Source organism: Pseudomonas sp. IPO3747 (assembly GCF_013385245.1).
GTDB classification, from domain to species: domain Bacteria; phylum Pseudomonadota; class Gammaproteobacteria; order Pseudomonadales; family Pseudomonadaceae; genus Aquipseudomonas; species Aquipseudomonas edaphica.
This window is the reverse complement of record NZ_JACAQL010000002.1, coordinates 533,967-552,111: the sequence shown is the minus strand read 5'-3', so window position 1 is coordinate 552,111 and position 18,145 is coordinate 533,967. Positions and strand designations below refer to the sequence as shown.

Here is an 18,145-nt window from a genome sequence, read left to right as displayed (position 1 = left end):
ATCGCGATGAGGCGAACTTTAAATCGGTCTATCCCGATATACCAATATGATTTTGATCTGAGATCAGGCTATTTCGGTATATCGGGTTATAACGATACGTAATCGGCAGTGGTAGACTGCGCGGCATGAATTATCTCGCACATCTGCACCTGGGCGGCCAACTTCCTGCTCAATTGCTCGGCAGCCTGTATGGCGACTTTGTAAAAGGCCGCCTGCAAGGCCAGTTCAGCCCGCAAATCGAGTCGGCGATTCAGTTGCATCGCTCAATCGACCGCTTTACCGACAGCCACCCGCTGGTGGATGAGGCGTTGTCACGCTTCAGCCTGACCCGCAAGCGCTACGCCGGGATTGTCCTCGATGTGTTTTTCGACCACTGCCTGGCGCGGGATTGGGCGCTGTACGCCGAGCAGCCGCTGGAACGCTTCACTGCGAAGGTGTACCGCGTGCTGGCGGCCGAGCCGCAACTGCCGGGGCGGCTGGCGCAGATTGCGCCGTATATGGCGGCGGATGATTGGCTGGGTTCGTACCGCGAGTTTGCGGTGATGGAGCAGGTGTTGCGGGGGATTTCGCGGCGGCTGACCCAGCCTCAGGAGCTGGGCCATGCGATGCAGGAGTTGCGGGTTTTGTATGAGCCGTTGAGTGAAGATTTTCGGTTGTTTTATCCAGAGCTACAGAAGTTTGCACAGCTCCAACTGACTACTGAGATCTAAATGTGGGAGCTGGTGTTCAGTTCATCTCAGGCCGCAAATGCAGGTCGAGCCGCCACCTGCTCAACTTCCGGCAACGGCCCAAACAACGCTTTCTGCACCGCCTGCTGCGCCTGATACGCCAGCGCCGCACGTTCCTGCCCGGCACAGGCGATCGGCTGGAGCACATGAATCTCCACATCACCCTGGTCATTACTGAACAGACGCATCAAGTGCGAGAGCAAATCGTCATCGCCAATAAAAGGTGCCAACGCATCCACCTGCCCATCACGCAAATAACGAATCGCTACCGGTTGCAGCGACACATCCGCATCAATCGCACTGGCCAGCAAACGCCCGTGGAACGTACGCAGGCTGCGCCCATCAGTGGTGGTGCCTTCGGGGAACATCAGCAGCGGATGCTGTTGCTCCAGATGGCGAGTCATCTGCTTGCGGATCAACTGGCTGTCGCCTGAGCCGCGGCGAATAAACAAGCTGCCGGCCTTGGCCGCCAACCATCCAGCCACCGGCCAGGTGCGCACTTCGGCCTTGGACAAAAACGACATCGGCGCCACCGCGCCGAGCAGCGGAATGTCGGTCCAGGACACGTGATTGCTTACCCACAGCATCGGCTGCGTCGGCAACTCACCGTGTACCGTCACGCGAAAGGGCAGGGCGTTAGTCAGCCGTGCCATAAAAAAACGCGACCAACGCTGGCGCCGCACCATCGAGTTGGCAATGCCCATGCGTTCGAATACACCAAACACACTGGCCATGCTCAACCCCAGCGCCACCACCAGCAGCACCCGGGCAATGCGCCCGTACACGCGCAGGCGGCTCATCACATGGCCGCCTTGAAGTGGCGGGCGTAGCGCGGGCACAACTCATCGCGCTTGAGCAGGATGAACACATCGGCCACCTGGAAGTCTTCATCCCAGCACGGCTCGCCGCAGATCTTCGCACCCAGGCGCATATAGGCTTTGAGCAGCGGCGGCATTTCCGCGATGACGTTGGACGGCAGGTCCAGCGCCGGCAGTGGTTTTTTCGGTTCGGCGCGCAGGTGCTCGTTGCACAGGTAGCGTTCGCGCAGGCGCTGCATGATCGCGTGAGCCTGGATGCCGCCGTCGTGCATCGGGATGCTCGCGCAACCCATCAGATAGCTGTAACCGCCCTGGTTGAGGACTTCGGCCAACTCGCCCCACAACACCGCGATGGTGCCGCCATTGCGATAGGCCGGGTCGACGCAGGTGCGGCCGATCTCCAGGATCGGGCCTTGCAAATGCAGCAAGCCATGCAGGCTGAATTCTTCTTCGCTGTAGAACCGGCCCAAGGTGCTGGCGGCCTGGTGGTCGAGCAAACGGGTGGTGGCCACCAGTCGACCGCTGTTCAAATCCCGCACGCCTATATGGCTGCAGTGAACATCATAGTCATCCATGTCCAGACCCTGTTCCGCGCCTTTCAGCTTGGCGTTGAACTCGCCGCTGAACACGTTGAAACGCAGGGCCTGGGCTTCCTGCAAAGCCTTGGCGCCAACCAGGCGTTCGGCTTGCAGACGGCGTTCATTGCCGGTGTCGCTGATGCGGGCGATCTGAGTCATGGCGAATCTCCGAGTGCCGGCCACTTACCGGCCGGTCGACTTGTTTGTCCAAACTCAGGCTATGTAGGCTCGGTGTCAGCTCCATGAAGTTATGGTGACGCTTGGATGACAGGCCTTCCTGTCGCAAATCTGTCATGCGCCTGGGCTAGGCTCGCGGGCTTGAAAGCCCCCTTGAGTTTGCGTCCATGGTCCGAGGCCTGTTGTGCGTTGCCCTGCTGTTAGTCACCGCTGCCGCCCACGCCGACACCTGGCCGGACAAGGAATGGGCCAAGGGCGCGCCGCTCGAAGGCCCGGCGGTCGATGCACTGAATGCCTATGCTTTTCCACCCCGTGACGACGCCACTCGTAAAGGCATCCGCACCGACGCGCTGCTGGTGATCCGCGATGGCGTGATCATCTATGAACGCTACGGCGCGCCTAACACCGCCAGCACGCCGCACCTGACCTGGTCAGTGAGCAAAAGCCTGATGGCCACTGTGCTCGGCGTGGCCTACGGCGAAAATCGCTTCAAACTGAATGACCCGGCCGCGCGTTTTTACCCGCCGATGAAACAGCACCCCAAAGTCACCATGGCCGACCTGCTGCACTGGGCCTCGGGCCTGGACTGGCAGGAAGACTACGAATACGCCCCACTCAATTCCTCGGTGGTGGCGATGCTCTACACCCGTGGCCGCAGCGATATGGCCGAGTTTGCCGCAGGCACCGAGGCCGCCGCCGCACCGGGCCAGGCCTTTCGTTATTCCAGCGGCGACAGCAATATTTTGTCCGCCGCCCTCAAAGGCATGCTCGGCCACAAGGCCTATATGAGTTACCCGTGGGACGCGCTGTTCAAGCCGCTGGGCATTCACAACGCCACCTGGGAAACCGACGCCGACGAAACCTTCGTCGCCTCGTCCTATGCCTACCTCACCGCTCGCGATTTGGCGCGGGTCGGCCTACTGATGGCGCGCGACGGTCGTTGGGGAGAGCAGCAGTTGCTGCCTAAAGAGTGGGTCGCCTTCAACCGCCAGCCATTCGATAAATACAAGGCCGGCCAGGACGACGCCGTCCCCGGCGGGCAATGGTGGCTCAACCTCGACGTACAAGGTGCCCCAAGACCCTGGCCCGATGCGCCTGCCGACACCTTCGCCGCCCTCGGCCATTGGGGCCAGGCGCTCTATGTGCTGCCCGACGAACACCTGGTGATCGTGCGCTACGGCGATGACCGTGACGGCACTTACCGTCACAACGAACTGCTCAAGCGCGTACTGGCGGCGGTGCAACCATGATCCGTCGTCATCCGTTTATCAGCGTGTTTTTGCTGCTGTTGCTCGCCCTGTCGGGCTGGGTGTGGCACGAACGCGTCAACCTGCAAGCCTTCCCCGACATCATCGCGGCGTACACGGCCAAGGAATATTGCTCGTGCCGGTATGTGGAGAACAACCCGGCGGATTATTGCCTGGGGTATGTGAAGCAGTATGTGCCGACCAGTGCGTTCACTGATTCGCCGGAACGCAGTGAAGTGACGGCGAGTGGTTTAGGACGCACGCACACGGCGCGCTGGTTGGGTGATCGCCAGGGCTGCCGCCTCAACCCCTGACGCACCAAAGATTCTCTGTGGGAGCTGGCTTGCCTGCGATGACGGCGGCACAGGCAACAGTGATGTTGACTGACCGGCCGCTATCGCAGGCAAGCCAGCTCCCACATGGATTTGTGCTGATCTTGGGAAATGAGGCAGTCCGGACAGGCGCCCGATGCACTGCACCGGGCGCGGACGACTTACTGCGGGGTTGGGCTGCCAGGCTGCAAGGCCAGCAACAGGTCATCGATGATCGCCTTGCCCATTTCCCCCAGGTAATGCGAGGCGAATGCAAACTTCTCCGCCTTGGGGTCCATGGCGGCTTCAAGGGAGAGCATTTTTGCGTAATAGAGCACGTGGGATGCGTGTTCGAGGGCTTCTACGAGCGGAACCCCGGCGTTGACGCGGAACAGTTTCAAATGGCTTTTGTTTTCTCCGCAGTCTGCGAAGGTGGCGGCGCCGATGGTTTCGGCTGAGGGTATTTCGTACGGCATATGCTTGCTCCTTTGGTACAACCAAAAAGAGCTTCTTTTCTCGGGATTCCACGCCCGGTCGCTGATGAGCAGCGACGGAGGCGAGGTTAACCCTATGTACGCGGCGTCGCAACCGGTGGCCAATAGCTGTCCGCAATCTGCGTTGTGTGGCGAGGGCGCTTGTCGGATCGCCGTACCGTCCCGTTTGACTGCGCAGCAGCCACCGGCTTTTTGGGGGCGCTTCGCACCCCAGCGCAAGCAAGCTTGCTCGCCACAGGGTTATGCGCAGCGGCAGAAGTGTCGGTTGTTGCCTTGAAACTTGCCGGGTGCTGTGTTTCCAGCGCGCGCCCCTGTAGTAACCTTGCCCGCGGCCGACCCCACACACGTCGGCCGTTAACAGGCATAAAAGGAGACTTATGACGCTGGGGCGCAAGGCCGAAAAATACTTCAGGATGATAAGAACGCGAATGGGCCTGGAGAAAAACTATTATTTAAAAAGCTTCGTTATTGCGTTGTTTATTTTTTGCATGAGCGTCTACGGTTTCAAATCAAGCGAAAAGGCCGCGATCTATATTTTGATCTGCGGGGTTAATGCGCTGTTGTTCCCGCTGGCCAGGCGTGCAGTCGAAAACGTTGTCTTTCGTTTTACTGGAAAAGAATTTTGGGCGACACATCCCCTACAGACCGCCGCATCGAATGGTGGTCACACACTGCTATGGATGTTTTATTTCGTTTTTGCCATTCCGCTTGGCGTCTTCTATGGGCTGTGGTTGTGGCTGAAAAAATAGTGCCCGTTCGCGCGGCCTCTGCTTTCTGAGAACGGAACCTCTAGTTGTTGGGCCCCGCGTTTTGGGCGCGCTTCGCACCCCGGCGCAAGCAAGCTTGCTCGCCACAGGGTTATTAGGTGTCGGCCTCAGATTCCACCCAGTGGAACCACCTTTGATTGTCCTCGTGCTCACATCGCGCTTAGCTGTCGATGTGCCGCCAACAAGAACGGGACCACCCGCCTGTGAGGAGAATCACCATGCGCCCACACCAGCACATTATGGATTGGCTCAGCGACGTCGCCAGCGACTTGCACGCTGTGCGCCACGATATCCACGCCCATCCCGAACTCGGCTTTGAAGAAAACCGCACCAGCGCGCTCGTTGCGCAGTCCTTGAAAGAATGGGGCTACGAGGTGCACACCGGCATCGGCAAAACCGGTGTGGTCGGCGTGCTGCGCAATGGCAGCAGCTCGCGCACGCTGGGGATTCGCGCCGACATGGACGCCTTGCCCATCATCGAGAACACCGGCGCGGCCTACACCAGCCAGCACGCTGGTTGCATGCACGCCTGCGGGCATGACGGCCACACCACCATGCTGCTCGGCACCGCGCGTTACTTGGCGGCGACGCGGCAATTTGACGGCACCTTGAACCTGATTTTCCAACCCGCCGAAGAAGGCCAGGGCGGCGCCGAGGCGATGCTGGCCGATGGTTTGCTCGAGCGCTTCCCGTGCGATGGCCTGTTCGGCATGCACAATATGCCGGGCTTGCCGGCGGGGCATCTGGGCCTGCGGGTCGGGCCGATGATGGCCTCGCAGGACTTGCTCACGGTGACGCTGGAAGGCGTCGGTGGCCACGGTTCCATGCCGCATCTGACGGTGGATCCGCTGGTGGCGGCGGCGAGTATGGTCATGGCGTTGCAAACGGTGGTGGCGCGCAATATCGACACCCAGGAAGCCGCCGTGGTCACGGTCGGTGCGCTGCAAGCGGGGCAGGCCGCCAACGTGATTCCTCAGCAAGCGCTGTTGCGCCTGAGCCTGCGCGCACTGAACCCCAAGGTGCGCGAGCAGATGCTCGAACGGGTCAACGCGATCATCCAGACCCAGGCCGCGAGCTTCGGCTGCACGGTGCAGGTCGAACACCGCCCGGCCTACCCGGTGCTGGTCAACCACGCCGAAGAAACCGAGTTCGCTCGCCAGGTCGGCATTGCCTTGCTCGGCGCCGACGCGGTGGACGGCAACACCCGCACGCTGATGGGCAGTGAAGACTTCGCCTGGATGCTGCAACGCTGCCCCGGCAGTTACCTGTTTATCGGCAACGGCGTGTCGCGGCCGATGGTGCATAACCCTGCCTATGACTTCAACGACGACATCCTGCTGACCGGCGCCGCCTACTGGGGCGCGCTGGCCGAGAGCTGGCTCAAGCCTGCCTGACGACCTCTTTTTTTCTGCCGCTGGACCCTTGCCCTTATCGGTTGAATGGAGTGTTCCTCATGCAGACTTCAAACACAGGCGTATCGCGCACCCGCCAGGTGGTGGCGGCTGTGATCGGCAATGCGCTGGAATGGTATGACTTTATCGTTTACGGCTTTCTGGCCAGCATCATTGCCCGGCAATTCTTTCCGTCGCAGGATGAATACGCCTCGCTGCTGATGGCCCTGGCCACCTTCGGCGTGGGCTTTTTCATGCGCCCGGTGGGCGGCATCCTGCTCGGCATTTATGCCGACCGCAAAGGCCGCAAAGCCGCGATGCAGTTGATTATCCGGCTGATGACCGTGTCTATCGCATTGATCGCCTTCGCGCCCAATTACGCCGCCATCGGCATGGGCGCGCCGCTGCTGATTGTGGTGGCGCGCATGCTCCAGGGCTTTGCCACCGGCGGTGAGTACGCGAGTGCCACGGCGTTTCTGGTGGAAAGTGCGCCGGCCCATCGCAAGGGCTTGTATGGCTCCTGGCAGTTGGTGGGGCAATGCCTGGCGGTATTTGGTGGGGCGGCGATGGTGGCGTTGGTCACGCACTTCTTTTCGCCGCAAACCCTCGACCTGTGGGGCTGGCGCGTGCCGTTTGTGCTGGGCTTGCTGATCGGCCCGGTGGGCTTGTGGATTCGCCGGCACCTGGAAGACCCGGAAGAGTTTATCCAGGCACGCAAACAGGCCACCGGCCCGGCGCCGAGCTTGATGGGCGTGCTGCGCGAGCATCGGCGCAGCATCCTTGTCTCCATGGGCTTGGCCTGCGGCGCGACGGTGTCGTTCTACGTGGTGCTGGTGAATATGCCGACCTTCGCGCACAAGAGCCTCGGTTTGCCGCTGGACCAAGTGCTAATGGTGCAGATGTTCGCAGTGGCGCTGATGACCGTGGTGATTCCGCTGTCCGGCATGCTCTCGGACCGGCTGGGGCGGCGGCCGGTGTTGATGGCTTTCACCCTGGCATTCTTTGTGATGGTTTACCCGTTGTATGTGTGGGTGGCCGCGGCACCGTCCATCGAGCGCTTGCTGGTGATGCAAGTGCTGCTGTGCACGGTCATCGGCGGCTTTTTCGGCCCGGCACCGACGGCCCTGGCCGAGCAGTTTCCGATTGAGGTGAGGTCAACGGGTGTGTCGGTGGCTTATAACGTCGCGGTCATGGTGTTCGGCGGTTTTGCACCGTTGATCGTGACCTGGCTGACCAAAGTACTGGGTACGCCAGTGGCGCCGTCGTTTTATGTACTGTTCGCTTGCGTGCTGACGTTGATGGGCACTTACTGCATGCACGAAGCCCCACGGGCGAAAAAAACGCTGCCCTTTTCCAATGAGGTGAAGCCTTGAGCCGTGTTGATTGGGATGCCACGCAGCTGTCGCAAGCGATCCATGCGCGGCAGGTGTCGTGTGAAGACGTGATGGGCGATTACCTGGCGCAGATCCAGCGTTTTAACCCGCGTGTGAATGCGCTGGTGTCATTACGTGATGCCGATGAAGTGCTGGCCGAAGCGCGTGCCTGTGATCGTGAGTTGGACCAGGGCCAATCGCGAGGCTGGATGCACGGCATGCCCCAGGCGATCAAGGATTTGGCGGCCACCAAGGGCTTGCGCACCACCTTGGGCTCGCCGTTGTTCGCCGAGCATGTGCCCGCCGAAGATGCGATCAGCGTGTCGCGCGTACGGGCCAGCGGCGCGATCATCATCGGCAAGACCAACGTGCCGGAATTCGGCCTCGGCTCGCAGACCTACAACACGCTGTTCGGCACCACCGGCAATGCCTATGACCCACGTTTGGTGGCCGGAGGCAGCAGCGGCGGGGCGGCGGTGGCGCTGGCGTTGCGCATGTTGCCGGTGGCCGATGGCAGCGACATGATGGGTTCGCTGCGCAACCCGGCGGCGTTCAATAATGTGTTTGGTTTGCGCCCTTCACAGGGGCGCGTGCCCCACGGGCCGGTGCCGGAATTGTTTGTGCAGCAACTGGGCACCGAAGGCCCAATGGGCCGCAGCGTCACGGATGTGGCGAAGTTATTGAGCATCCAGGCCGGTTACGACCCTCGGGTGCCGCTCTCATCCAAGGACGATCCGTCGGTGTTCGGCTTGCCGTTGCAGCGCGATTTTAAAGGCGCGCGCCTGGGCTGGCTGGGGGATTACAACGGCTACCTGCCGATGGACGAGGGTGTGATGAGCCTGTGCGAGTCGGCTCTCGGCGATTTTGCTGCGCTGGGCTGCGAGGTGGAAAGCTGCCAGCCGGAATTTTCCCTGGCGCGGCTATGGCGCTGCTGGCTGGTGCATCGCCATTGGTTGGTGCACGGCAACCTCGGTGCGGCCTACGCCAACCCGCAAAAACGCGCGTTGCTTAAACCCGAAGCGCAATGGGAAGTGGAGGGCGGGCTGGGCTTGAGTGCGCAGCAGGTGTACCAGGCGTCGGTGGACCGCAGCGAGTGGTATCGCGCCCTGGCCAAGCTGTTTGAACGTTACGATTTCCTGCTGTTGCCCACTGCCCAAGTGTTCCCTTTTGATGCACAACAAGCGTGGCCGCGCCGTGTGGGTGGGCGCGAAATGGACACTTATCACCGCTGGATGGAGGTGGTGATCGGCCCTACATTGGCCGGCTTGCCGAGCATGAATATTCCGGTGGGCTTCAATCCTCAAGGCTTGCCCATGGGCCTGCAGATTATCGGCCCGGCCCAGGCGGACCGGGCGGTTTTGCAGCTGGCCTATGCCCATGAACAGCTGACGCAATGGGTACAACGCCGCCCGCCTGCGTGCCTTGAATCGACGAGTTGACCTGCGATCGGGCCTGTATCTTGCTGTGAAAAATGATCATCCACCGGCAACAGGGAGATCGAACATGGAGACAGGCACGGTACGGTCGGTTGAGCGCGCACTCGCCATCGTCGAACTGCTCGGCGAACACCAGGCCTTGGGGTTGGAGGAGTTGCACTACCTCACACGACTGCCCAAGGCGACGGTGTCGCGCATGTTGCTGACCTTGCAGGAACAGGGGTGGGTCTATCGCGGCCTCAGCGACCGTCGTTACCGCCTGCGCGCCCAGCGCTTGTTCGGCGACACCCAGCAACGTTTCAAGCGCCAGGTGGTGGAAAGCGCCGCGCCCTGGCTGCTGGAACTCAGCGAGCGCACCGGGCTGGTGGTGGATCTGTCCTGCTTTGATGGCGAGCGCCTGGAAGTCATGGAAAGCGCGATCCCCAGTGTGTTGCGCAAGCTGTACCCCAACAACTGCCAGATCGTCGGCCAGCACGCCAGCCTGTTTCACTCGGCGATGGGCAAGGCGTGCCTGACGCAATTGCCGGTTGAGGAGGTGCAGCGTCTGGCGGGCCGCGATCATGTCGCTGCGGACGAGCAGGTGCATACCTGCGAGCAAACCCAGCACCAGGGGTTTGGCCAGCGTACTGAAGGCTATTGGGAATACCCGGTGCGCCTGCCGTTTCTGATTCGCGCGGTGGCCTTGCCGGTGCAGGCCAATGGGCGGCTGGTGGGCAGCATGGCGCTGCACTGGCCGATGCATCAGGCGCCGGTGGAACGCGTATTAAACCTGCACATGGCCAGCCTCGAAGCGACGGTGCGCGATGTGCAGCGGGCGCTGATCTGAAGGCAACCACCGAACTCTGTGGGAGCTGGCTTGCCTGCGATAGCGGCAGGTCAGTCACCCTTGCTGCTGGCTGTGCCGCCGTCATCGCAGGCAAGCCAGCTCCCACATTGGATTTGCGCCGCTTGTGAGATTGCGCTTAAGGTTCGTGCAGGTTTTTTGCCCCATGAGTTTCTATGTTCAATCTCAAACCCCTGGCCTTCACGCTGTTGACGTGCGCCGCCTTGCCTGCCCACGCCGACTGGTACCTGGATAACGAATCCTCGCGCCTGTCGTTCGTCACTACCAAGAACACCGAGATTGCCGAGGTGCATCGCTTCCTGGTGTTGCACGGCAAGGTCGACAGCAAAGGCGCGGCGCAGCTTGAGGTCGAGATGGAGTCGATCAACAGCGGCATCCCGCTGCGCGATGAGCGCATGCGCAATGACCTGTTCCAGATCAAGGCCTTCCCCGAAGCGCTGATCAGCGCGCAGATTAATCTGCAACCGATCAATGACCTGGCCCCAGGCGCGCAAATTGAGTTGCGCCTGCCACTGTCGGTGACTTTGCATGGCAAGACCCAGACCTACAGCGCCGAACTGCTCGCCACACGCCTGGATGATCGACGCTTCCAGGTGGTAACCCTGGAACCTGTGGTGCTGCATGCCGAGGATTTCGATTTGGTGCCGGGTGTGGCGGCACTGCGCAAGGCGGCCGGCTTGGCGTCGATCAGTTTGTCGGTGCCGGTCGGTGCGGTGCTGATTTTCACGGCGCGCTGACGTGAGCGGCGCAGTGTTCCCGTGGCGCAGCGCCAACCGCTTCGAGTTGCTGATCGACGGCCCGAGTTTCTTCCCGCAGATGCTGGTGGGTATTGCCCGGGCCGAGCGCCAGGTCGATCTGGAGTTGTACCTGGTGGAGGCGGGTGCTTGCGCTGAAGCCATGGTGCAAGCGTTGGTGCAAGCCGCCGAGCGCGGCGTGCAGGTGCGCTGCCTGTTTGATGATTACGGCAGCCTGGCCTTCACGCTGGGCCTGCGTAAGCGCCTCACCGACGCGGGCGTGCAACTGCGCTTCTACAATCGCCTGAGCTGGCGCCGTTGGATGCGTAACCTGTACCGCGACCATCGCAAACTGTTGCTGATTGATCAGGGCATCGCCGTGGTCGGCGGCACGGGCGTTACCGATGAGTTCTGGACGCCAGGGCAAGACACCGCCGACTGGCATGAAGTGATGGTGCAGATCAGCGGCCCGTTGGTGCTGGACTGGCAGGCGTTGTTCGACCGCCAATGGCATGCCAACGCGGCGCGCCGTGAGTGGAAACCCGCCACCCATTTCGGTTTGCCGCGCTTGCCCAAGGTGCCGGCCACCGGGCCTGGCCTGGGGCGCGTGGCGTATGCCGATGCTCGTCAGCACCGCGATATTTTGCAGTCGCTGATCCGCGCGCTGAACAGCAGCAAGACGCGCATCTGGCTGGCCACCCCGTATTTTCTACCGACCTGGAGCGTGCGCCGTGCGTTGCGCCGCGCAGCCGGGCGTGGCGTGGATGTGCGTTTATTGCTGACCGGCCCGCGCACCGATCACCCTTCAGTGCGCTACGCCGGGCACCGTTATTACCCACGGTTGTTGCGCGCAGGCGTGCAGATCTTTGAATACCAGCCGTGTTTTTTGCACCTGAAAATGGTGCTGGTGGACGACTGGGTGAGCGTTGGCTCGTGCAATTTCGACCACTGGAATTTGCGCTTCAACCTGGAGGCCAACCTGGAAGCGCTCGACCCAGAATTGACGGCAGCGGTGGTGGGCAGTTTCGAGGGTGATTTTGCCAAGAGCCAGGCGGTGAGCCTGGCGGCCTGGAAGGCGCGGCCACTGTGGCGGCGGGTGAAGCAGCGGGTGTGGGGCTGGATTGATCGGTTGGTGGTCAACCTGCTGGATCGGCGGGGCTGACACGTGATCATTCCCACGCTCTGCGTGGGAATGCCTCATGTGACGCTCCGCGTCACGCTGTGGGACGCGGAGCGTCCCGAGCTGCATTCCCACGCGGAGCGTGGGAACGATCATCAGAGCAGTTCGAACGTCTGCTGCTGCACATCCTGGGAGTCCAACCCGATCTGCACATTGAACTCGCCCGGTTCCGCCGCGAACTTGAGTTGAGTGTTGTAGAACTTCAAGTCTTCCTCGCTGATGGTGAAGTGCAAAGTGCGCTCTTCACCGGCCTTGAGCATGACTTTCTGGAAGTTCTTCAGCTCTTTAACCGGGCGGATCATCGAGCCGGCCACGTCCTGGATGTACAACTGCACTACGGTTTCGCCATCGACTTTACCGGTGTTCTTCACGGTGACGCTGGCGTCGAGCTTGCCGGTCTTGTTCAGGGTGGTGGACGACAGCGCCATGTCCGACAGGCTGAACGTGGTGTAGCTCAAGCCATAACCGAACGGGAACAGCGGCCCGGTGACGTCATCGAAGTACTGCGAGGTGTAGTTGCCCGGCTTGCCTGGGGTGAACGGCCGGCCGATGCTCAGGTGGTTGTAGTAGGTTGGAATCTGCCCCACCGACCGCGGGAAGGTGATCGGCAGCTTGCCCGATGGGTTGTAGTCACCGAACAGCACGTCGGCGATGGCGTTGCCGCCTTCAGTGCCGGCAAACCAGGTTTCCAGGATCGCGTCAGCCTCTTTGTTTTCATCCACAATCGACAGCGGGCGGCCGTTCATCAGCACCAAGACCAGCGGTTTGCCGGTGGCTTTGAGCGCCTTGATCAGGTCGCGCTGGCTTTGCGGGATGTTCAGGTCGGTGCGGCTGGAAGACTCGTGGGACATGCCACGGGACTCGCCCACGGCGGCGACCACTACGTCGGCTGCCTTGGCGGCCTTGACCGCTTCGTCGATCATCACCTGGGCTGGGCGGGTGTCATCGACCACTTCCGGCGCATCGAAGTTGAGGAAGTTGAGGTAGTCGACCACGGCCTTGTCATTGGTGATGTTGGCGCCACGGGCGTAGATGATTTTGCCTTTGTCGCCGATTACAGCGTTCATGCCGTCCAGCAGCGTGACGGATTGTTCAGGCTTACCGGCGGCGGCCCAACTGCCCATCATGTCGATCGGGGCCTTGGCCAGCGGGCCTACCAGGGCGATGGTCGCGGATTTTTTCAGCGGCAGGGTGTTGTTGTGGTTTTTCAGCAAGACCTGGCTGCGGCGTGCAATATCGCGCGCATCGCTGCGGTGCAGGCGGCTGTCGGCATAGGTGTCGGCCGGGTCATCTTCAGCCTTGCCGATGCGCAGGTACGGGTCTTTGAACAGGCCCATGTCGTACTTGGCGCCGAGCACTTCGCGCACCGCATTGTCGATGTCGCTTTGCTCGATTTCGCCGGATTTGAGCAGGCCGGGCAATTCCTTGCCGTACAGCGAGTCGTTCATGCTCATGTCGATGCCGGCCTTGATCGCCAGCTTGGCAGCCTCACGCCCGTCCTTGGCCACGCCGTGCTTGATCAGCTCGAAGATCGCGCCATGGTCGCTCACGGCCAAACCTTTGAAGCCCCAGTCCTTGCGCAACAGGTCGTTCATCAGCCAGGTGTTGGCGGTGGCCGGTACGCCGTTGATCGAGTTGAGCGCCACCATCACGCCGCCGGAACCGGCCTTGATCGCCGCGTGGTACGGCGGCAGGTAGTCCTGGTACATCTTGACCGGGCTCATGTCGACCACGTTGTAGTCGCGACCGCCTTCCACCGCGCCATACAGGGCGAAGTGCTTGACGCTGGCCATGATGCTGTCGGCATTAGCCGGGCTTACGCCCTGGAAGGCCTTGACCATCACTTCGGCAATGCGTGAGACCAGGTAGGTGTCTTCACCAAAACCTTCGGAGGTGCGGCCCCAGCGCGGGTCGCGGGAAATGTCGACCATCGGCGCAAAGGTGATGTCGAGGCTGTCGGCAGCGGCTTCCTGGGCGGCGATGCGCCCGGAGCGGCCGATGGCGTCCATGTCCCAGCTGGAGGCCAGGGCCAGGCTGATCGGGAAGATGGTGCGGTGGCCGTGGATCACGTCATAGGCGAAGAACATCGGGATCTTCAACCGGCTGCGCATGGCCGCGTCCTGCATCGGACGGTTTTCCGGGCGGGTGATCGAGTTGAACGTGCCGCCGATGCGGCCGGCGGCGATTTCCTTGCGGATCAGCTCGCGGGGCATTTCCGGGCCGATGCTGATCAGGCGCAATTGGCCGATCTTTTCATCCAGAGTCATCTGCTTGAGCAGGTCGCTGACGAAGGCGTCCTTGTCTTTAAGCGCAGCAGGCTTTGTTTCTGCCCAGACGGGGTGGGTGGCCAGAGTGGCAACAAGGCCGAGCAAACACAGCTTTTTCATGAATATCCTTTTTCGGCTACTGCACAGCGAAAATGCGCTGGTCTGCCAAAATGTGGGGGAACCTATGTTGTTGTTCGAGTGTTATTGCAGTAAATGCACCACACTTGTGAACTCTTATTCGCGCTGGGCATCTTTTTAGCTGATTGGCTCGACGCAATCCAGTGGTGGCGGATTATGCCCCAAGCGCGCGGTTTATAGGGTTAGTCGTCACATTCCATCCAGATTGGGCAGGAGAAACACTATGCAAGCAGCACAACATTACCGCTGGGGCTTCAAGGCCGCGGCTTTGCTACTGATCAGCACGGTGCTGAGCGGTTGCGGCATCAACACCATTCCGACCCTGGACGAACAGGCCAAGGCGGCCTGGGGCCAGGTGCAGAACCAATACCAACGCCGCGCCGACCTGATTCCCAACCTGGTGGAAGTGGTCAAGGGCTATGCGGCCCATGAGCAAGACACCCTCACCGCTGTGATTGAGGCGCGGGCCAAGGCCACCTCGATCCAAGTGGATGCCAGCACCCTCGACAACCCCGAGAAGCTCAAGCAGTTCCAACAGGCTCAAGACGGTTTGAGCGGCGCACTCAGCCGTCTGATGGTGGTGTCCGAGCGTTACCCGGACCTCAAAGCCAACCAGAACTTCCTGGCGTTGCAGTCTCAGCTTGAAGGCACCGAAAACCGTATTGCCGTGGCCCGTCGCGACTTTATCCAGGCGGTGCAGGCTTACAACACCGAGATCCGCACCTTCCCCGGCCGCCTGTGGCATAGCGTGATGTACAGCGACTTGCCGATCCGCGCCACGTTTGAAGCCACCAGTGCCGACGCCGATAAAGCGCCGCAAGTGAAGTTCAAATAAGGCTTCTCTGAGGTGTCGATGCGTTTATTACGGATAGGCTTGGCGCTGTGGCTGCTGGCCTGCGTGGGCGTGGCCCAGGCGGCGCTGACCTTCCCGGCCTTGACCGGGCGGGTGGTGGACACCGCACAGATGATCGACCCGGCGGTACGTGCGCAGCTGACCCAGCAATTGCAGGCGCTGGAGCAAACTTCGGGTGACCAGATCGTGGTGGTCACTGTGCCTGACCTGCAGGGCGTGCCCATTGAGGACTACGGTTATCAATTGGGCCGCCAGTGGGGCATCGGCCAAAAGGGCAAGGACAACGGCGCGCTGTTGATCGTCGCCCGCGATGAGCGCAAATTGCGCATCGAAGTCGGCTATGGCCTCGAAGGCGTGCTGACCGATGCGCAGTCGTGGGTGATCATCAACCAGGTGATCGCGCCCAAGTTCAAGGCCGGTAATTACAGCCAGGGCATCAGCGACGGCGTTGCGGCCATGATTCAGGTGGTGGGCGGCGAGCCGCTGGCCGTGCCGGCGCATGTGGCGGATGCGAATTTTGCCAAGGATAATCCGGGGTTTTCCATCGGTTTGTTCATCCTGCTGATCGGCGTGTTGTGGCTGTGTAATCGGCTGGGGCTGCCCGTTGGCGCTATCCTGCTGGCGATTCTCAGCAGCAGTGGACGCGGCGGCGGTGGCGGGGGCGGCGGTGGTGGCTTCAGAGGCGGCGGCGGTGGTTTTGGCGGCGGTGGTGCCTCAGGTGGCTGGTAATGACAATAACTAGAACAGAGCATCTACAACCATGGCATTACTGACTGAACACGAGCAGCGCCAAGTCGCCGAAGCGATCGCACGCGTCGAAAAAACCACCGACGCCGAGCTGGTCACCGTGCTGGCCGCGCGCGCGGATGATTACGCCTATATCCCGCTGCTGTGGGCCAGCCTGGTCGCCTTGGTGGTACCTGGCATCGTGCACTACCTGTCGGGCTACCTGACCATGTACACCTTGCTGTTGGCGCAATGGGCGACCTTCATTGTGCTGTGCCTGTTGTTTCGCCTGCCCAAGGTCACCACCCGCCTGATTCCGCGTTCGGTACGCCACTGGCGTGCATCGAACCTGGCCCGTCGACAGTTCCTGGAGCAAAACCTGCACCACACGCTGGGCAGCACCGGCGTGCTGATTTTTGTCAGCGAGGCGGAGCGGTATGTGGAGATCCTGGTGGACGATGGTATTTCCAGGCACCTGGATGACAGCAGTTGGGATGAGATCGTCAAGGCATTCACCCAGCAGGTGAAGCAGGGGCAGACGCTGGCGGGGTTTATTGCCTGCATCGAGGCGTGTGGTGAATTGCTGAAGGTGCATGTGCCGGTGACGCAGACGCGTAATGAGCTGCCTAACCGCCTGATAGTGCTGGAATAGCTGCTTTTCTGTGGGAGCCGGGCTTGTGTGGGAGCTGGCTTGCCCTCCACATAAGTCAGTTTCCAGAGAAAAGTGATTCCCGCATTTGATTTGCGGCGGCTGAGCGACCGTTGATCAAATAACCCCGTGCCCTAAACCTTCATCCCCCCTAAAATGCCCGGCATTCTTTGCCCGAGGCGTTTTTGTTCATGTCTGTCACCGCTCAACCTGCCAGCCCTGCGCCGGATCATCACGCCCAGTTCATCGAACTGCTGAGCGCAAGCCTCGCGCAGAACGCGTTTATCAAGCTGGTGCTGGCCAAGTACGTCGGCGAAGAAGCCGAGTTGCAGCGGCTGATCATCAAGCAGGTCGTGGTCAAGGAGCAGGCGTGCCTGTCCTTTGTTTATCGCTACAAGACCCGCGACATTACCAAGAACTTCCCGCTGGCCGAAGGCGTGGCGGCAATTGCCGCGCTGCTGCCGGCGTCGTTCAAGAATGCGCACCTGTTGTCGCTGACCGACGAAGCCCAGCTGGAATACAGCAAAAAGAACAAAAGCTCGCTGTTCAAAAGCAAGCCGCAGCAATTGCGCGAGGCGCCTTCGGCTGAGCATAACCGCGAGAAAAACCGCTTCCTCGACTTGAGCCGACCCTTCCTCGCGGACCTGGGCGTCACCGACGCCAAGCAGGCGCTGATCCCATCGATGTCGCGCAAATGGAAGCAGATCAACAAGTTCATCGAAGTGTTCAGCCATGCGCTGACCTCATCGCCGTTGAAGCTTGACCAGCCGGTGCGCGTGGCGGATTTCGGTTCGGGCAAGGGCTACCTGACGTTCGCCATTCACGATTACCTGCGCAACACCCTCAAGGCCGAGGGCGAAGTGACGGGTGTGGAATTGCGTGAAGACATGGTAACCCTGTGCAACACCGCCGCCGCACGCCTGGAGCATCCGGGGCTGGTGTTCAAGTGTGGTGATGTGCGCAGTGTGGCGCCCAGCGAACTGGATGTGATGATCGCCCTGCATGCCTGCGATATCGCCACCGACTACGCGATCCACACCGGCATCCGTTCCGGTGCGTCGATCATCATGTGCTCGCCGTGCTGCCACAAACAGATCCGCCTGCAGATCCAGAGCCCGGTGCTGCTCAAGCCGATGCTGCAGTACGGCCTGCACCTGGGCCAGCAAGCGGAAATGGTCACCGACAGCTTGCGTGCGTTGTTCCTGGAAGCCTGTGGCTACGAGACCAAGGTGTTCGAGTTCATTTCGTTGGAACACACCAACAAGAACAAGATGATTCTGGCGGTCAAGCGCACCGAGCCTGTGGACAATGCGCAACTGTTGGAAAAAATCCAGGAGCTGAAGGCGTTCTACCACATCAGCGAACACTGCCTGGAAACCCTGCTGCGCGCGGATGGCTTCTTGAACTGAATGCGGTCTCCTGTGGGAGCTGGCT

The 18,145-nt window shown here is 61.1% G+C and carries 18 protein-coding genes; 14 read left to right on the top strand and 4 right to left on the bottom strand.

Annotated features, from left to right (window positions below):
* The first annotated feature begins 125 nt into the window (after positions 1-125).
* Positions 126-710 (top strand): ACP phosphodiesterase, encoded by a 585-nt coding sequence (locus HX790_RS03890; RefSeq protein ID WP_176991257.1) that lies wholly within the window; start codon positions 126-128, stop codon positions 708-710.
* 26 nt (positions 711-736) lie between these two features.
* Here HX790_RS03890 and HX790_RS03885 read toward each other — a convergent pair whose 3' ends face one another.
* Together HX790_RS03885 and olsB are read right to left on the bottom strand one after the other, a co-directional pair.
* Entirely contained in the window at positions 737-1,528 is a 792-nt protein-coding gene (locus HX790_RS03885; protein WP_017137254.1) for a lysophospholipid acyltransferase family protein, read from the bottom strand.
* Positions 1,528-2,283 carry an L-ornithine N(alpha)-acyltransferase gene (olsB, locus tag HX790_RS03880; protein WP_017137255.1) on the bottom strand — a complete coding sequence of 252 codons (756 nt, stop codon included), beginning with the start codon at positions 2,281-2,283 and terminating at the stop codon, positions 1,528-1,530. The genes HX790_RS03885 and olsB overlap by 1 nt, the downstream gene beginning before the upstream one ends.
* Positions 2,284-2,468: 185 nt before the next feature.
* Here olsB and HX790_RS03875 point away from each other — a divergent pair, with 185 nt between their 5' ends.
* Both HX790_RS03875 and HX790_RS03870 read left to right on the top strand, forming a co-directional pair.
* Positions 2,469-3,551 (top strand): serine hydrolase, encoded by a 1,083-nt coding sequence (locus HX790_RS03875; RefSeq protein ID WP_017137256.1) that lies wholly within the window; start codon positions 2,469-2,471, stop codon positions 3,549-3,551.
* Positions 3,548-3,862, top strand: coding sequence for a hypothetical protein (locus HX790_RS03870; protein ID WP_058421741.1), 315 nt, complete (start codon positions 3,548-3,550; stop codon positions 3,860-3,862). The genes HX790_RS03875 and HX790_RS03870 overlap by 4 nt, the downstream gene beginning before the upstream one ends.
* A gap of 179 nt (positions 3,863-4,041) precedes the next feature.
* Here the strand turns inward: HX790_RS03870 and HX790_RS03865 are convergent, their stop codons facing one another.
* On the bottom strand, positions 4,042-4,335 hold the full coding sequence (locus HX790_RS03865; RefSeq protein ID WP_099548603.1) for a DUF3077 domain-containing protein: 294 nt from the start codon (positions 4,333-4,335) through the stop codon (positions 4,042-4,044).
* Positions 4,336-4,730: 395 nt separating this feature from the next.
* On the opposite strand from HX790_RS03865, the gene HX790_RS03860 reads away from it, so the two are divergent.
* The 7 genes from HX790_RS03860 (at position 4,731) to HX790_RS03830 (ending at position 12,060) form a co-directional block, all read left to right on the top strand.
* The gene (locus HX790_RS03860) at positions 4,731-5,102 is read left to right on the top strand and encodes a colicin E1 family microcin immunity protein (RefSeq protein WP_017137259.1); all 372 of its coding nucleotides are present in this window, start codon (positions 4,731-4,733) and stop codon (positions 5,100-5,102) included.
* Positions 5,103-5,338: 236 nt separating this feature from the next.
* Positions 5,339-6,514, top strand: coding sequence for a M20 aminoacylase family protein (locus tag HX790_RS03855; protein ID WP_176991256.1), 1,176 nt, complete (start codon positions 5,339-5,341; stop codon positions 6,512-6,514).
* 59 nt (positions 6,515-6,573) lie between these two features.
* Positions 6,574-7,884: a citrate-proton symporter gene (locus HX790_RS03850; protein ID WP_176991255.1), complete on the top strand. Its 1,311-nt coding sequence runs from the start codon at positions 6,574-6,576 to the stop codon at positions 7,882-7,884.
* Positions 7,881-9,323 carry an amidase gene (locus tag HX790_RS03845; RefSeq protein WP_176991254.1) on the top strand — a complete coding sequence of 481 codons (1,443 nt, stop codon included), beginning with the start codon at positions 7,881-7,883 and terminating at the stop codon, positions 9,321-9,323. Before HX790_RS03850 ends, HX790_RS03845 begins: the two co-directional genes overlap by 4 nt.
* A gap of 64 nt (positions 9,324-9,387) precedes the next feature.
* On the top strand, positions 9,388-10,146 hold the full coding sequence (locus HX790_RS03840; RefSeq protein ID WP_017137263.1) for an IclR family transcriptional regulator: 759 nt from the start codon (positions 9,388-9,390) through the stop codon (positions 10,144-10,146).
* Positions 10,147-10,319: 173 nt separating this feature from the next.
* On the top strand, positions 10,320-10,901 hold the full coding sequence (locus HX790_RS03835; protein WP_017137264.1) for a YceI family protein: 582 nt from the start codon (positions 10,320-10,322) through the stop codon (positions 10,899-10,901).
* A 1-nt stretch (position 10,902) separates the two neighbouring features.
* Positions 10,903-12,060 carry a phosphatidylserine/phosphatidylglycerophosphate/cardiolipin synthase family protein gene (locus HX790_RS03830; protein WP_099548607.1) on the top strand — a complete coding sequence of 386 codons (1,158 nt, stop codon included), beginning with the start codon at positions 10,903-10,905 and terminating at the stop codon, positions 12,058-12,060.
* A gap of 113 nt (positions 12,061-12,173) precedes the next feature.
* On the opposite strand, the gene bglX is transcribed toward HX790_RS03830, so the two are convergent.
* Positions 12,174-14,465, bottom strand: coding sequence for a beta-glucosidase BglX (gene bglX, locus HX790_RS03825; protein WP_017137265.1), 2,292 nt, complete (start codon positions 14,463-14,465; stop codon positions 12,174-12,176).
* A gap of 241 nt (positions 14,466-14,706) precedes the next feature.
* On the opposite strand from bglX, the gene HX790_RS03820 reads away from it, so the two are divergent.
* The 4 genes from HX790_RS03820 to HX790_RS03805 all read left to right on the top strand — a co-directional run bounded on the left by HX790_RS03820 (position 14,707) and on the right by HX790_RS03805 (position 18,120).
* The gene (locus HX790_RS03820) at positions 14,707-15,318 is read left to right on the top strand and encodes a LemA family protein (RefSeq protein WP_017137266.1); all 612 of its coding nucleotides are present in this window, start codon (positions 14,707-14,709) and stop codon (positions 15,316-15,318) included.
* 18 nt (positions 15,319-15,336) lie between these two features.
* Positions 15,337-16,065 (top strand): YgcG family protein, encoded by a 729-nt coding sequence (locus HX790_RS29725; protein WP_026013717.1) that lies wholly within the window; start codon positions 15,337-15,339, stop codon positions 16,063-16,065.
* Positions 16,066-16,096: 31 nt separating this feature from the next.
* The gene (locus tag HX790_RS03810; RefSeq protein WP_176991253.1) at positions 16,097-16,714 is read left to right on the top strand and encodes a TPM domain-containing protein; all 618 of its coding nucleotides are present in this window, start codon (positions 16,097-16,099) and stop codon (positions 16,712-16,714) included.
* A 188-nt stretch (positions 16,715-16,902) separates the two neighbouring features.
* Complete coding sequence (locus tag HX790_RS03805) at positions 16,903-18,120, top strand: SAM-dependent methyltransferase (protein ID WP_017137269.1); 1,218 nt, start codon at positions 16,903-16,905, stop codon at positions 18,118-18,120.
* Positions 18,121-18,145 lie beyond the last annotated feature (25 nt).

Coding starts and splice junctions, on each gene's coding strand:
- HX790_RS03890 (WP_176991257.1), top strand. CDS start 126: ATGAATTATCTCGCACATCTGCACCTGGGCGGCCAACTTCCTGCTCAA.
- HX790_RS03885 (WP_017137254.1), bottom strand. CDS start 1,528: ATGAGCCGCCTGCGCGTGTACGGGCGCATTGCCCGGGTGCTGCTGGTG.
- olsB (WP_017137255.1), bottom strand. CDS start 2,283: ATGACTCAGATCGCCCGCATCAGCGACACCGGCAATGAACGCCGTCTG.
- HX790_RS03875 (WP_017137256.1), top strand. CDS start 2,469: ATGGTCCGAGGCCTGTTGTGCGTTGCCCTGCTGTTAGTCACCGCTGCC.
- HX790_RS03870 (WP_058421741.1), top strand. CDS start 3,548: ATGATCCGTCGTCATCCGTTTATCAGCGTGTTTTTGCTGCTGTTGCTC.
- HX790_RS03865 (WP_099548603.1), bottom strand. CDS start 4,335: ATGCCGTACGAAATACCCTCAGCCGAAACCATCGGCGCCGCCACCTTC.
- HX790_RS03860 (WP_017137259.1), top strand. CDS start 4,731: ATGACGCTGGGGCGCAAGGCCGAAAAATACTTCAGGATGATAAGAACG.
- HX790_RS03855 (WP_176991256.1), top strand. CDS start 5,339: ATGCGCCCACACCAGCACATTATGGATTGGCTCAGCGACGTCGCCAGC.
- HX790_RS03850 (WP_176991255.1), top strand. CDS start 6,574: ATGCAGACTTCAAACACAGGCGTATCGCGCACCCGCCAGGTGGTGGCG.
- HX790_RS03840 (WP_017137263.1), top strand. CDS start 9,388: ATGGAGACAGGCACGGTACGGTCGGTTGAGCGCGCACTCGCCATCGTC.
- HX790_RS03835 (WP_017137264.1), top strand. CDS start 10,320: ATGTTCAATCTCAAACCCCTGGCCTTCACGCTGTTGACGTGCGCCGCC.
- bglX (WP_017137265.1), bottom strand. CDS start 14,465: ATGAAAAAGCTGTGTTTGCTCGGCCTTGTTGCCACTCTGGCCACCCAC.
- HX790_RS03820 (WP_017137266.1), top strand. CDS start 14,707: ATGCAAGCAGCACAACATTACCGCTGGGGCTTCAAGGCCGCGGCTTTG.
- HX790_RS29725 (WP_026013717.1), top strand. CDS start 15,337: ATGCGTTTATTACGGATAGGCTTGGCGCTGTGGCTGCTGGCCTGCGTG.
- HX790_RS03810 (WP_176991253.1), top strand. CDS start 16,097: ATGGCATTACTGACTGAACACGAGCAGCGCCAAGTCGCCGAAGCGATC.
- HX790_RS03805 (WP_017137269.1), top strand. CDS start 16,903: ATGTCTGTCACCGCTCAACCTGCCAGCCCTGCGCCGGATCATCACGCC.